Origin of the sequence: Cystobacter fuscus (genome assembly GCF_044360685.1) — a bacterium.
Taxonomy (GTDB): Bacteria; Myxococcota; Myxococcia; order Myxococcales; family Myxococcaceae; genus Cystobacter; species Cystobacter fuscus_C.
The window spans coordinates 3762484-3776857 of record NZ_CP043491.1 but is presented as its reverse complement, the minus strand read 5'-3'; the positions used below and the strand labels follow the sequence as shown (position 1 = coordinate 3776857).

Here is a 14374-nt window from a genome sequence, read left to right as displayed (position 1 = left end):
AAGCTCCTCAATCGAGGGGGGAAGAAGGGGGGACATCCAGAAGGGGGCCGAGGCGCGCGGCCCCCTCGGCGAGGCCCGAGATGCGCAGCCCGGAGAGTTCCGGGAGGTGGTGCAGCCGCGTGCTGCGCAGGCAGGCATTGGGGGGACGGCACGAGTAGCGCCCGGCGGCGCGCTCCACGGGCCGCACGAGAGCCGTGTCCTGGCCCAGGCTCCGGGCGATGAGCTGGCCCCACTCGAAACGGGAGGCCCGGTCGGGTCCGGCCAGGTGCAAGAGCCCCGTCCGGTCTCCCGGAATCAGGCGCGCGAGCACCCCCGCCGCGTCATCGACGAGAATCGGAGTGTTCCAGTGGTCGACGGGAGCGTGCACCGGCTGGCCGGCGCGCACGGCTTCCGCCACCACCATGAAGAAGTTGCGCCAGCCGCGCCCCGGGCCGCCAGGCTCGTACCCGTAGACGAGGCTGGTGCGCACGACGAGGGCGCCCGGATCCGCGGAGAGCAGGACGCGTTCGGCCTCCAGCTTCGCCCGGCCGTAGGCGTTGGCGGGGCTGGGGGCGCGGGACTCGTCGTAGCTGGTGTCCTGGCCGTCGAAGACGTTGTCCGTGGAGATCAACACCTTGCGGACCGAGGGGGCCTCCTGGCACAGGCGGGCGGCGATGCCCGCGTGGGTGGCCATCGCCGCCTCGGGCGCGCTCTCGCACCCGGTGATGTCCGAGGGCCCATGCACGAGCACCACGGCGTGCGCCCCGGTGGCGTCCACCGCCTCGGCGATGGCCCCGGGCCGCGAGGCATCCAGGCACCGCCAGGGCTCCTGTCCGAGCCCCCGGTGCCAGTGGCGGGAGGACAGCGTCACCCCGAGCCCCTCGTCCCGCAGGGCCCGGCCGAGCCGCTGGCCGATGAAGCCACTGCCGATGATGAGAACGTGTCTCATGCGCGCCTCACCACCAGCGCTCCTGCCGCGGGGTGTGCAGCAGCAGGGGGCGGATGAAGTCGAGCGCCAGGCGGCTGCCCTCCCACCGGCCGATGGTGCTGTCCTCGTTCTCCACGGCGACGTCGCCGGTGTAGCCCGCCAGGTGCAGCTCGGTGAGGATGCGGCGCCAGTCGAGCTGGCCCCAGCCGGGAATCCGGAAGCGGAAGTTGCGCTCCGCCTGCGAGTAGTACCGGTTGTGCGCCAGGAAGTGCCGCCGGGTGACCGGCCGGAGGATCTCCGCGTCCTTGGCGTGGACGTGCCAGATGCGGTCGGCGAACTGGCGGATGAAGTCCACGGCGTCCACCCCGGCCAGGGCCAGGTTGCCGGTGTCGACGTTGAAGCCCCATTCGGCGAACTCGCCCAACACCTCCAGGCTCCGCGCGGCGCTCTCCGTCTCGTAGACGAGCTGCTTGGGGTGGAGCTCGTGCGCGAAGCGCACCCCGTACTCGCGGTACACGGGCAGCACGGCCCCCATCACCTCGGCGCACTGGGCGAACTGGGGCCCCCACCCGTCTTCCTGCCCGGGCCAGCGGAACCAGCGCGCGTAGTCCGGGCACCCGATGAAGCCCGCCACCAGTCGCACCCCCAGGGCATCGGCCGCCCGGGCGCAGTCCTGCATGCGCCGGATGGCGTAGGCCCGCTTCTCCGCGGGGGTGCCCCGGTAGATGCCATCCGTCACCTCGTGCAGCGGCCCCAGCAATAGCTGCCCATCCGCGTGGTTGCTCACGGCCGAGATGCTGAGTCCCGCGTCCGCGAGCAGCCGCTGCACCCGCGCGCGCCGGTCCGGCTCGAGCAGCTCCTCCAGCTGGAGCATGCGCGAGGAGGTGTCGACCGCCAGGTCGATGCACTCCAGCCCGAGTCCCTTCACCCGGGTGATGGCCTCCTCGAGCGGGAGATCCATGTAGGCCGTGGACGCGAGGCTCAGCCGCACGACTTCGCCTCCTCCGCGACGAGCTGGCACGCGGTGTCGTACTGGCTTCGGGTGATGTCATCGATGATGGTGCAGTGGTCGATCGCCGTGGGCATGACCAGCAGGAGCTTGCCGTTGCGCACCAGCCGGGCCGTCTCCAGGTGGTTCCACACCACCGTGCGCAGTTCGTCCGGCACGGTGACGGGCAGCCGCAGCTTGCGCAGCAGGCGCAGCACCCGGCGCAGCGTGTCCGGGGACGCGAGCCTCATCCCCGTGGAGAGCGCCGTGACGGTGGCGATCCCGATGGCCACCGCCTCGCCGTGCCGGTAGCGCACGTAGTTCGTCGCGGCCTCGAGGCCATGACCCACGCTGTGCCCGAGGTTGAGCAGCCGGCGCAGGTCCTGCTCGAACGGATCCGGCGCGAGCATCTCCAGCTTCTTGCCAATGGCCGCCGGGATGATGGGGCCGAGGCCCTCGATCAGATGCTGTGGCGCGGGCTGCTCCAGGGCCCAGGCGCCCTCCATGGGCAGCCGCTCGAGCTGCTCGAAGAGCCCCGGGGTGCCGATGAGGGCCACCTTCACCACCTCGGCCAGTCCGTTGATGACCTCGGCGAGCGGAAGGGTGGCCAGACACGAGGGATCGATGACGACCAGGTCCGGGTGGTAGAAGCCGCCGATGAGGTTCTTGCCCGTGCTGTGATCGACGCCGACCTTGCCGCCGATGGCCCCATCCACCTGGCCCATCAAGGACGTGGCGACGTTGACGTAGGGAATGCCGCGCAGATAGGTCGTGGCGACGAAGCCCACGAGATCGCAGAGCACGCCCCCGCCCAGGGCCACGAGCAGGGTGCGGCGGCGCACGCTGCGCGAGCGCAGCTCGTCCCACAGCCGCTGGGCCTGCGCGACGGACTTCGAGGTCTCGCCCGCGGGCAGCACGATGCACTGCGCGCGCGCGCCCGCGGCGGACAGCCGCTTCATCACCAGTTCCGCGTACAGCGGGCCCACGTGGTTGTCGGTGATGACCACGGCGGAGTGGGTGTCGTTGGCCTTCATCACCGGGGCCAGCAGCTCATCGAGCCGGGCCAGGGTGTCCCGGCCCACGACGATGTCGTAGCGATCCTCGCGCTGGACCGTGACGCGGTAGCTCGCGCTTCCTTCCTCGATGAGGAGCAAGCCGCGATGAGGAGACTTCACTTCGGAGGGGAAAATGACTGTGGATGGAGTGGAAGGCATGCGTTGGATCCCGGGCAACTCGAAGTGTCTGCCGCGGACCAACAGGTATGGGGATCCACCTCGGCCAGGGAGTGGGAAACCGGGAGCGCTGCGGTTTTCCACTCTCCCCGGGTGCCGGGCTGCTGCTTACTTCCAATCATCACGGGGCCGCGAGCGCCCACGCGATGGGAGAGGAGCGTCGTCCATGGAGCACTTGCGAGCGGTGTTACTCGCCGGCGGACGTGGCGTTCGGATGGGCCGCCTGGGACAGGGCCGGCTCAAGCCACTGGTTCCCTTTGGTGGCCAGTGCCACCTGATCGACTTCAGCCTCTTGAATTGCCGCGCCTCGGGCATTGGCGAGGTGTTGCTGCTATCCCAGTACAACGAAGCCCAGCTCATCCACTACCTGCTGGAGCGCTGGCATGGCCAGGGCATGAAGATTCACTTCGGCCCCTACCAAGGCATCACCCCGGAGACGTGTGAGCACCTGCTGGCCACGGTGCACCGGCCCGTCGAGTCCGGCACGGGCGATGCCCTGCTGTTCAACGCGCCCTACATCTTCAATAGCAACGTGAGGGACGTGCTCGTGCTCCATGCCGACCATGTCTACCGGTTCGACTACCGGCCGATGCTCGCCCTGCACCGCGAGCGCCGCGCGGCGTTGACGCTCGGCTACCAGCGCATCGCGCGCGAGGCCGTGTCTCTCTTTGGCATGGTGGAGTTCGGCGCCGAGGACCGGCTGCTGCGCTTCGTCGAGAAGCCCGCCCATCCCACGGCCGATACGGTGTTCACCGCGGTGGCCATCTTCTCCGCCGAGGCCCTGCGCCACTACCTGGACACCCTGTCCCGGGGGCCATGGCAGGCCGACATCAGCCGGGATGTCATCCCCGCCATGATCCAGGCCGGGGAGCGCATCTTCGGCTACCGGTTCGACGGGTACTGGGAAGACATTGGCACCACGGCCCGCTACCTGGAAGCACACCGCCGGCTCGTCTCGGAGCCGCCCACGCTGAGGCTGGAGCAGTTGCCGCACACGCTCCGGCCAGAGGCCACCCGCCGCTGGGTGGCCGGCGCCGGGGGCCTTCGCCACACGCTCACCGGAGAAGACGTGCGGTGTGAGGGCCAGGTCGAGCGCTCGGTGCTGTATCCGGGCGTCATCATCGGCCCCCGCGCGGTGGTGCGCGACAGCGTCGTGCTGCCCGGAGCTCGCATCCTCGGAGACAGCCACGTCGAGGCCAGCATCGTGCTGGATGGCGAGCACGTCCACGACGCCCACCTGCTGAACAGAATTGAATGACGCACGGAGGCCCCGCCCTCCCACGAGGAAGAGAGAGAGTCATGCCAAGGGATATGGTTCATGCCACCGATGACGGGCGACGGGAGTCCCCGTTGTCCTGGGGCGGTTGGGCATGGGAATTCCTTCGCCGCAATCCGGAGTACCAGTCCGAGTGGACGGCCCAGAAGGCGCAGGGCCGGCATCCCCTGCACTTCCACACGGGCGAGCTGGAGGTGCGGCGGATCGCCGGGAGCCAGCAGGAGGCAGCCCGCTGGGGACTCCTGGCGTTTCGTGGACCCCGCGCTCGATGCCTGGAAGACCTCGGTGTTCTGGACGGACAAGGCCCTGCCGCGGTTGCTGGCCCGCATCCAGAGGGGCACCACGAGCACGCGGGGGTTCCGGCTGGAGCACCTGCGGTGTCAGAAGAGCCTGCTGCTCGGTCCCGAGGGGGGCGCGCTGATGCTCTCCGGCAACGGGGAGATGGTCGCCCTGGGGTGCGAGGACGATGTGGAGGCCCTGCTCTCGCCCGGGGCCACCTTCGACCTCCGGATCCCCGGGCCACAGGATCTCGACGGCGCCATCTCCGCGCTGAATGACTTCCGGACGCTGCTCGGACCCGGCCTGCCAGAGCCACTGCCCCGCGCCAAGCAACTCCAGAGCTATCTGACCGCGCTCGACGCGGCCAGGGCGGGCGCCTCGTACCGGGACATCGCCCTCCTGCTGTATGGCGAGACCGCCGTGACCAGGCGCTGGAAGGACCCCGCCCGGCACATGAAGGATGCCGTCCGCTACGCCGTGCGGCGCGGAGGCGCGCTCATGGAAGGGGGTTATCGCCGCTTGCTCCTCGGGCAACTGGCGGGATTGGAGCAAGGCCGGCCACCTGCCAGCACGCGGGCCAGGAGCAGGACGCGCCTGCCTCCCTCACAGTAAGGCGTGAGCAAGTCGCGAGCCCGTGGTGTCACATCGAGACGCATGCGACTCAACCCCAGGAGGGAAAGCGCCGTCCTCCCTCCCCGAGATCGAGGTCGGGACCGCGCCCCTCAGGGGGTGCACCATGTCGTTCGACCATACGGCCATCGCCCCGCTCGATCCGTTGGAGGCCTCCGCCCTTCTGTGCCAGTTGCCCTCCCTCAATCGGGCCGCGAACGTGGAGGGGCTCGTCCACCTCCTGCGAGGGCTGAGCGAGAAGGCGAGCCGGCTCCAAGGGGGGGACCCCGCGCGGGCCGCGGCGGTCATGCGAGATCTCGGCATGTGTCTGGGCTCCCTCAAGCACCACGGACACGAGCCCCTCGAACTCGTGCCCCAGTTGGAGCCGGTCTTGCGACGGCTCGGGGAGCGCACCGGGCTGCCTCCGCGCGACACGTTGTTGCACTACTCGGTGTGGAATCCCCCGGGTGACAGGCTCCGGACGTACACCGGCCTGCCGGACGAGGTGCAGCTCATCCAGAGCGTTCGCCTGGCCATTCCCCCACTGGAGTCGGCCATCACTCGCCTGGCGGAGCTGTACGAAGTGCCCGTGCGAGCCCCCGACTTCGTGCCACTGTGCACCCAGGTGCTGGAGGGGCTGCGCCAGCTCGTGGAGTCCATCGTGCATGCGCACCGGCACGTGTCGCCCCACGTCTTCGCCTCCGAGCTCCGCTCCTACTACGACCCCATCCTCATCGGGGGGACGCCGTACCTGGGACCCGGGGCCGTGGAGATGCCACTCTTCGTGCTCGAACACCTGCTGTGGGGCTCGAGTTCGACGGAGGCGGGGTACGTCGCCTTCAAGGAACGCTATGTCCCGTACATCCTCCCGGAGTGGCGCGCGTTGTACCGTCGGCACGTGGGCCGGCCCTCGCTGGTCGACCGCGTGTTGGAGGAGGTGCACGCCCTCGAGGAGCCCAACGACACGGCGCGCGCTGGCGTGGACGCGCTGCGGGCGCTGGTTGGCATGCTGATCCGCTTCCGGGCTCCGCACCTGAAGCTGGCCGAGAAGTCCTACAGCGCGGAGAGCGGCAACCCTCGCGGAGTGGGCAGTGGGGGCTTCACCGTCGAGATGCTGGCCGAGCTGCTGCGCCTCACGCGCGAGGCGCAGGCCCGGCTCGTCCTCCCTGTGCTGCCCGGCTTACCAGGGCATCAGCCGGGCGCGGGGCGGTAGTCAGCAGGTGTGTCTGCTCCATCACGGCGCCCAGCCCTGCTCCACCGAACCAGGCCCGACCGCTACACCTTGGCGGCGCGCAGATCCGCCGTCGGGGCGAACGTGGGCGGGCGGCGATGCTTCGTGGCCTGCTCGTAGGCGAAGGCGAGCCGCAACAGCGTGGGCTCGCTCCAGGCCTTCCCGATGAAGGACAGGCCCACCGGCAGTCCGGCGATGTAACCCGCGGGCACGGTGATGCTCGGGTAGCCCGCCACCGCCGCCGGCGTGGAACTGCTTCCCAGCCAGTGGTCTCCGTTCACCAGATCGATGAGCCCCGGAGGCGCCTGCGTCGGCGCCACCAACGCGTCCAGCTTGTGCTTCGCCATCACCGCGTCGATGCCCTGCTCCCTCGACAGCTTCCGGCACGCCTCCAACGCCTTGCGGTACTTCTTGTCCGTCAGCGGCCCCTTCTCCTGCGCCTGGTGGAAGAGCTCCTGACCGAACCACGCCAGCTCCGTGTCCCGGTGCTCCTCGTTGAACCGGATGAGATCCGCCAGCGTCTTCAGCCGCGTCCGCTCCCCCAGCCCCGCGAGGTACGCCTCGATGTCCGCCTTGAAGTCGTGGAGCAGCACCTCCAACTCTGGCTCGTCCAGCTTCTCCGCCGAGGGGATGGGCGCCTCGATGAGCTCCGCGCCCCGCGCCTTCAGCACGTCCAACGCCCGCTCGATGAGCGCGTCCGTGGCGGGGTGGTAGCCGAAGAACCGCTCACGCGGCACGCCGATGCGCGCTCCCTTCAACCCGTTCACGTCGAGGAAGCGCGTGTAGTCCGCTTGCACATGGCGCTGGCTCGCGGCCGTCACCGCGTCGCTCGGATCCACCCCCGCGAGCACCCCGAGAAGCACGGCCGCGTCCGTCACCGTGCGCGTCATGGGGCCCGCGCTGTCCTGGGTGTGCGACAGGGGCACGATGCCCGAGCGGCTCACGAGCCCCACCGTCGGCTTGAGCCCCACGAGCGAGCACGCCGCCGAGGGCGAGACGATGGAGCCATCCGTCTCCGTGCCCACGGATACCGCGCACAGGTTCGCCGCCGTGGCCGCCCCCGAGCCCGAGCTCGACCCCGACGGCGTGCGGTCCAGTGCGTAGGGATTGCGGCACTGCCCTCCCCGCCCGCTCCAACCACTGCTCGAGTGCGTGGAACGGAAGTTGGCCCACTCGCTGAGGTTCGTCTTGCCGAGGATGACCGCACCGGCGGCCCTCAAGCGCTCCACCACGAACGCATCCCGCGAGGGCACGGCGCCCACGAGCGCGAGCGAGCCCGCGGTGGTCTGCATCTTGTCCGCCGTCCCGATGTTGTCCTTGATGAGCACGGGAATGCCGTGCAGCGGGCCCCGAGGCCCCTTCGCCTTGCGCTCCGCGTCGAGCGCCGCCGCGATGGCGAGCGCGTCCGGGTTGAGCTCGATGACGGATGCGAGCGCGGTGCCTCCCTTGTCGATTTCCTGGATGCGCGCGAGGTAGCGCTCCGTGAGGCCGTGCGCGGTGTGCTTCCCCGACGTCAGGTCCGCCTGAAGCCCGGCGAGCGTGGCCTCCTCCAGCTCGAAGGCCGAGCCGCGCGGAGCGGCGGGAGGGGTGGAGTTCGCGGAGGGCTGGGCCTGGACATCCAGGGCCACGAGCGTGCTGGCGACGGCCGCGCCACCCAGGAACGTGCGGCGGCTCAGCTCCCGGGGAGTCCCGGAGGAAGGAGTGGGTTTCTTCATGAGGCGCGTGACTACAGCAGCGCGCGCGATGGGCCGCAATCGCACTCTCCGTGAGGAAGGAGAAGCGACAGGCGCCACCCATCAGAGCCAGACAAGGACGCCAACAACGTGGACTCGACTCCCTCGGATTGAGGAATAGCAATGTGCCCGCGCTGAAGACGCTTTCAATATCATGCAATTCATGCCATAACAGTACAAGCCGCCTTCTGGTGGATGCCTCGAGGAGTCCCTGGCGACGGGCTCTGGCTCGCTTCGCGCGTGAGGCAAGCGGGTGTCGCCATGTGTCCCGCGCGTCCGTGCGCCTGAACTGGAGAGGTGTAACGTTGCATTTGCGTGCCATTCATTGGGTTCTGCTCTCTTCGATTCTCTTCCTCATGGGCACGCCACTGCCGGCCAGCGCCCTCACCTTCACGAATGGAGGCGCCCGGGTCGGGCCGAGGGACGTCCACTCGGGACAGAGCGTTGAGTTCTTCATCGGCATGCAGTCGCCGGAAGCCGTGTCGAACGTCACCATCACCTTCGAGATCCGGCCATACACGCTCTCGGGTGGCATCTCTCCTTCAGCGGTCCACAAACAGGTCGTGACGGGACAGAGCTTCTCCGCCGGGGAGACGAAGCCGTACACCCGTACGGGGCCCACCACCCTCGTCCCCGGTGACTACCTTTGGATGACGAAGGCGACCAACGCCGCGGGCACCATCGTCTATTTCGAGGCCGGGAGGGTGGTGGACAACTACACGTTCCACGTGAACAGCGGGCCCTCGCGCTACCGGCGGGGCATCAACCTCATGGACCTGGGCAATGCCGGCCACGTGCTCCCCGGAACCTACGGCACCACGTATTCGAAGCCGACCCTCGAGTCCCTGCGGTTCCTGAAGGAGCGTGGCCACGACGTCGTGCGCATCCCCTTCATGTGGGAGCGCATCCAGCCCGACCTGAACAAGGGGCTGGATACAGCCTACAAGAGCCTGCTGTTGCAGACGCTCCAGGATGCATACGCGGTGGGCCTCAAGGTCATCGTCGACATGCACAACTACGGCCGCTACACGTCCGGCGGGGTGACGCGAGCCTTCGGGGAGGCGGGCGGGCCCACCAGCGCCCAGTACGCGAACGCCTGGAGCCTGATCGCCTCCGCCATCAAGGCGGACGCCCGGGCGTACTCGGCCGTCTACGCGTACGACATCATGAACGAGCCCCATGACCTGCCCGCCGCCGAGGGCACGCTGTCGAGTGCCATCTCCATCTCGAGCTTCGAGCCGGGCCTGGAGGGCTGGGTTGCCCAGAGCACCGAGGGCGTCGTCCGGGAGGCGCGTGGCGGCCAGGGCTCGATGAAGCTCTCCGGCACCGCCGCGAAGCAGGACAACAATGTCTTCGGCGCGCGGTTGTACTCGAGCACGAAGTCCACCTCCATCACCAACGGGAGGACCTTCCAGGCGAAGGTCTTCGTGCCCACGGCGACGCCCGGCTCGGTCCGTGCCCGGATGGTGATGACCTCCATGGACTGGTTGACGAACTACTTCGGCGAGGAGTTCCCCATCACCAAGGGCATCGAGAACCGGGTGTACTTCAACCCCGACGAGGCGCTGTGGGCCAGCTACAAGCTCATTGGCATCCAGTTCATCGTGGACGGGACGGCTGCCGGCGCCTCTCACGTCTTCTACGTCGACCAGGTGAGCCAGGGCACGCGGACCGGTGAAATCAAACCTCCGCGGCAGTGGGAGCTCTACTCGCAGGCGGCGGTGGACAAGCTCCGCTATACGAACAACGACAGCACGCTCATCATGGTGGAAGGCTATTCGTGGAGCTCGACGGAGGAGTGGCCGAGGAACCACCCGAGCAAGTGGATCACCGACAAATACAACAACACCATGTATCACGCGCACATCTACATGGACGCCCTCGACCACCCCGAGTACCCGGATGACGGAGGCGGAAAGTACCGGTCCCATCACGACGTGTATCTGGCGGAGGCCCGGAGCAAGGGCCTTGCGTCGGTGGGCGCGTACACCATCGCGCGGGCGAAGCCCTTCACCGACTGGGTGGCGGCCCAGGGCACCCAGGGCTTCATCGGTGAGTACGGCTGGCCCAGCACGCAGATGCACCCGAACGACAAGGGCGCCTGGGAAGCGGACGGTGAGGAGTTCCTCGAGTTCCTGGACGGCATCGGCATGGGCGCGACGATGTGGGCCTCTGGAAGCTGGGAGAAGCTGCCCGCCTGCAACATCCTCAACGCCTACGAGCTGGAGCCGGTGTTCAAGCCGCTGTCGCAGGCCGCCGTCATCGAGCGGCACCGCGGCAATCCCTGAGCGGAAATCCGCCGCGCGGCGGCTCCGGGCCTCATGTCCTGGAGCCGCCCCCCGCCAATGAAGCTCACTGGCAGCTGGAGGTCTCCAGCTTCACCCGTACCGTCTCCGTCCAGGGCGGAGCGAGCAGGTACGGCCGGCACTTCCAATAAGGCCCGGATCCCTCACAGGACAGCGCACACGGCCCCACTGGCAGGAGGCCACACAGCGGCGCATCGTCACAAATCCTCTGCTCGAGCAGCGGCAGTCCCAACAGGCCACACGACTGGGGTAACAAAGACTCCCAGCAGACGAAGACGTTGAAGGCGGGCAACAGGCCCAGCAGGGGCGTGGCGGACGAGAAGAGGTCACCAAAGACGGTCGACTCCTCGATGGGATACTGGGAAGCATAGGCCGTGCTGTGCGTGATGGAGGGATGAGCGCCCTCCAGCAGGATGGGAACGGAGGTTCCATAGAAGTTCAACCGCTGGACCATGCACGCCGTCACATACCGGCGGCCCGGGGTATCCAGCACGTCTCCCAGCCACGAGGGAGCGAGTCCCCACCACCCCGTGTACAGCGTACCCGTCACGGGATCTCGCACGGACTGCTCTGGCGTGAGCGCGCACTCGACCGCGGAGCGGAGCACGTGCCGGCAGGACGAGGAGACCAGGCTCAAGGGAATGCTCGGCAGGTATCCCGCCCCCTGATCGAGCGCGGCGCTTCCCATGGATCGGAGCACCTGCTGGGTCCCATGTGCCCAGAAGCAGGAAGGTGACGTGCCATTCAAACCATTGGGTGGGGGGCGATCATAGGTCCCCCCTTCAATAACCTGATGGACGCTCGCGAGAGACAGGCCCTGCTCCAGCGCCTCCGCGGTACCGCCGCATCCGACGAAGCAGGCCACGACGAGTACGGGGAACAGACGACATGCGCGCCACATGGGCATGTGAACCTCCAAGTGAGTGATGCGGGTAGGGAATGGCCGCGCCATGTCCAGGCGCTATCGGACAGACGTCTGGGGCGGGTTCAAGAAACGCTGACACTCCTGGGCCAGGACTGGACTCAAGCGGGTCGCCAACTCGCAGGTCTCCGTGGCCCGCGCTCCGTCCACCTCGCCCAGCTCCCGCACCAGGGCTCGCCCCCGCTCCAGGGACACCGCCGGATTCCCCCCAAGAAGCCGCTCGCCCTCGGACTCGAGGACATGGCCCAGGACCAGTTCCTCCAACAGCCAGGGTTCTGTTGGCGACTCCCCCGCGGCGGCGCGAATCACCTCGAAAAGCGACGCCAACACCGCACGGGGATCCCTGCCCAGCACCAACTCATGGTGGGCACGGAGCCGGTACGCGCGCGCCTTCCACAGCGCGAGCACCCACGGCGTGGCGCCTGACTTCTCCAGCTGGACCAGCGCCTGGGAGAGCGCCTGGAGCGCCTCGGGCGCCTCTCGCTTCCGGGCGATCTCCGCCTCCAGCCGGGTCGCCGCGGCATCCAGCAGACCGCCCACGGGCAGGGCGAAGCCGGGATCGAGCTCCAGGGCCCGCGTGTACTGCTCCACCGCCTTCTTCAGCAGCGGTGCCGCCTCCCCTCCCCGCGCGCCGAGCCGCCTGGCCTCCCGGAAGTACACATCCCCCAGCTCGTTGTGGGCCCAGGTGAAGCCCGGCTCCAGGGAAAGCACCCGCTGGTACGCCGCGATGGCCGGCGCCAGGGACACCTCACCCCCCTGCTCCTCCAGGAGCCGAGCCCGAAGGTAGAGGGCTTGAGCCACGGCGTAGTGGGACAGGACATCCTGGGGGCGAGCGCTCCGCTCCGCCTCGGCGGTCTCGAGCGCCTCCTCCACCAGGGGGAGCGCGCCCCCCGGGATGTCGGTGCCACCCACGAAGGCCCGCGCCAGGAGCACGAGCGCCCGCTGCACCCCGGCACCTCCGTCCCTCGAGCTCGCGCGCACCGCGCGGCCACACGCCGCCTCGGCGGCCTCGAACGCGGGACCGGGGGGGAGGCGTCGCGAGTAGTCCGCCCACCCCCGCTTCTCCCACAGCTCGCACTGCGCCCGGTGGATGGCCGGATCGCTGCTGCCCATCTCCGCCGCCACCCGGTACGCCTCCACGGCCCGATCGAAATAACCCTTCATCTTCTCGTGGTCGAACGCCGCGTCGTGCCGGTACTTGCTGCCCTCGGCATACAGCGCATCGCCCTCGAGCTTCTTCGGCTCGTACATCCAGGGCGCCTTGCCGAAAGCCGCCTTCGCCTTGGCGATCGCTTCATCGTGGCGGCCCTCGTACAGCGCGATCAGCCCCTCCACATACTCGGGCACCTCGAGCCGTGTCCCCATGGCCGCCCGCAGATGCAGGAGCGCCGGCTGGCGCAGGGACGTGTCCAGCAACGCCACCCTCCGCCGCCGCTCCCGCGGCTCGGTGATGCGCCGGGTCTCCTCCAGGGCGCGCCGGTACAGCTCTCCGAGCGCCCGCCCCAGCGCATACTCGAGGTTCGCCGACGTGTACCCGGCCGCGAGCGCCTTCTCCAGGTGCTCCCGGGCCCGCGTGGGCTCGCCCAGCGCGAGCTGCCCCAATCCGAGCGCGGTATGCCCGGGCCCCAGTCCGGCGTCGCCCGAGGCGCGCAGGTGCTGCTCGATCTCCCCGAGCCGGGCGCGCACCACGTCCCGCTCCCGCTCCACGTCATGGAGCGGCAGCCCATACGCCGCGCGCAGGAACAGCTCCATCTCCTTCACGCTCTCGCCCAGCTCCCGGGCGAGCCGCGCCTGCTCCGCCGCACGCCGCTGGGCCCCCACCCAGACGGCGCCCGCCCCGAGCACCCCCAACACGAGTGTCCCGAGCACCCCCGTGAGCAGCTTGTTCCTGCGCACCGTCTTCTGGAGGCGCTCCCCCCAGGAGGCCGGCTTCGCCTGGATGGGCCCGCCGTCCAGGGAGCGCCGCAGATCCTCCGCGAGCGCCCGCGCGGAGTCATAGCGGCGCGCCGGATTGCGCTCGAGACACTTCATCACGATGGTCTCGAGGTTCTTCGGAACACCCGGCTTCACCTGTCCCAGCGGAGGCGGATCCTCCATGGCCGAGATCAAGAGCAACCGCCACGGGTGCTCGGAGACATAGGGGGGCCGTCCGGCGATCACGTCGTACAGCGTGGCCCCCAGCGAATACACGTCCGAGCGGCGGTCGAGCTGGCGCACGTCTCCATTGGCCTGCTCGGGCGACATGTAGGCCGGCGTCCCGAGGACCTCGCCCGTCTGGGTCGTTCCCTGCTCGGCGACCTGACGCGCCAGGCCGAAATCCACGACGTAGGGCTTCCACGTTCCGTCCCCGCGCTGCTCGACGAGGATGTTTCCCGGCTTGAGATCCCTGTGGATCATCCCCAGGTGGTGTGCCTCGTGCACCGCCATGGCCACCTCCTGGAGCAGCTTCACCTGCTGCACGAGCGTCATGTGCTCGCGCACGCGCGACAGCGGCATCCCATCGATGTACTGCATCACGATGTACGGCTCGTCCTCCGCCAGTCCGGCCTCGTACACTCCACACACATGCTCATGCTGGAGGCGCGCCTGGGAACGCGCCTCCGCGAGGAACCGCTGGATGAGCGCGGGATTATCATTCTTGAGCAACTTCAGCGCGACGGTGCGGCCCAGTCGTGGATCCACCGCCCGGTAGACAACCCCCATCGCGCCCTCACCCGCCAGGCGGATGTCCTCGTACCGCGCGGCCAGGGACGGGGGAATCCTCCGGCGGCCGGGAGAGGGCGCGTCCAACTCCTGCATGTAGGCCGAGGTGAACTCGGAAATGCTTTGACTGTCATTCTTCTGCATGGGGGCACTCCTGAGTCGGCTCTTCCTGCCCAGCAAGGAACGAC

10 protein-coding genes and 1 pseudogene are annotated in these 14374 nt (G+C 68.9%); 5 read left to right on the top strand and 6 right to left on the bottom strand.

The genetic code is table 11. The features are described 5' to 3' along the window. Positions 1 to 7 precede the first annotated feature (7 nt). From F0U63_RS15455 to F0U63_RS15445, 3 genes are read right to left on the bottom strand one after another with little or no spacing between them, the layout of a single operon-like run. Positions 8 to 928: an SDR family oxidoreductase gene (locus tag F0U63_RS15455; protein WP_395846679.1), complete on the bottom strand. Its 921-nt coding sequence runs from the start codon at positions 926 to 928 to the stop codon at positions 8 to 10. A 7-nt stretch (positions 929 to 935) separates the two neighbouring features. Then, a complete protein-coding gene (locus F0U63_RS15450) occupies positions 936 to 1898 on the bottom strand; it encodes a sugar phosphate isomerase/epimerase family protein (protein ID WP_395846678.1) in 963 nt (320 codons plus the stop codon). Beyond that, complete coding sequence (locus F0U63_RS15445) at positions 1889 to 3049, bottom strand: 3-dehydroquinate synthase family protein (RefSeq protein WP_395846677.1); 1161 nt, start codon at positions 3047 to 3049, stop codon at positions 1889 to 1891. Before F0U63_RS15445 ends, F0U63_RS15450 begins: the two co-directional genes overlap by 10 nt. 244 nt (positions 3050 to 3293) lie before the next feature. On the opposite strand from F0U63_RS15445, the gene F0U63_RS15440 reads away from it, so the two are divergent. The 4 genes and pseudogenes from F0U63_RS15440 (at position 3294) to F0U63_RS15425 (ending at position 6504) form a co-directional block, all read left to right on the top strand. Beyond that, positions 3294 to 4385, top strand: a complete 1092-nt coding sequence (locus F0U63_RS15440; RefSeq protein WP_395846676.1) for a sugar phosphate nucleotidyltransferase — start codon at positions 3294 to 3296, stop codon at positions 4383 to 4385. Beyond that, positions 4382 to 4633 (top strand): annotated as a pseudogene (locus F0U63_RS15435) (transcriptional regulator domain-containing protein); the annotation flags it as partial. The gene F0U63_RS15440 and the pseudogene F0U63_RS15435, both read left to right, overlap by 4 nt. A 22-nt stretch (positions 4634 to 4655) precedes the next feature. Then, complete coding sequence (locus tag F0U63_RS15430; RefSeq protein ID WP_395846675.1) at positions 4656 to 5294, top strand: DUF2285 domain-containing protein; 639 nt, start codon at positions 4656 to 4658, stop codon at positions 5292 to 5294. 124 nt (positions 5295 to 5418) lie between these two features. Next, complete coding sequence (locus tag F0U63_RS15425; RefSeq protein WP_395846674.1) at positions 5419 to 6504, top strand: monodechloroaminopyrrolnitrin synthase PrnB family protein; 1086 nt, start codon at positions 5419 to 5421, stop codon at positions 6502 to 6504. Positions 6505 to 6566: 62 nt separating this feature from the next. On the opposite strand, the gene F0U63_RS15420 is transcribed toward F0U63_RS15425, so the two are convergent. Further along, on the bottom strand, positions 6567 to 8237 hold the full coding sequence (locus F0U63_RS15420; protein WP_395846673.1) for an amidase: 1671 nt from the start codon (positions 8235 to 8237) through the stop codon (positions 6567 to 6569). Between the two features lie 374 nt (positions 8238 to 8611). Here F0U63_RS15420 and F0U63_RS15415 point away from each other — a divergent pair, with 374 nt between their 5' ends. Further along, positions 8612 to 10543, top strand: coding sequence for a glycoside hydrolase family 5 protein (locus tag F0U63_RS15415; protein WP_395846672.1), 1932 nt, complete (start codon positions 8612 to 8614; stop codon positions 10541 to 10543). A gap of 64 nt (positions 10544 to 10607) precedes the next feature. Here F0U63_RS15415 and F0U63_RS15410 read toward each other — a convergent pair whose 3' ends face one another. Both F0U63_RS15410 and F0U63_RS15405 read right to left on the bottom strand, forming a co-directional pair. Continuing rightward, positions 10608 to 11468, bottom strand: a complete 861-nt coding sequence (locus tag F0U63_RS15410) for a hypothetical protein (RefSeq protein WP_395846671.1) — start codon at positions 11466 to 11468, stop codon at positions 10608 to 10610. A 54-nt stretch (positions 11469 to 11522) separates the two neighbouring features. Next, positions 11523 to 14330 carry a protein kinase gene (locus F0U63_RS15405; protein WP_395846670.1) on the bottom strand — a complete coding sequence of 936 codons (2808 nt, stop codon included), beginning with the start codon at positions 14328 to 14330 and terminating at the stop codon, positions 11523 to 11525. Positions 14331 to 14374: the final 44 nt, after the last annotated feature.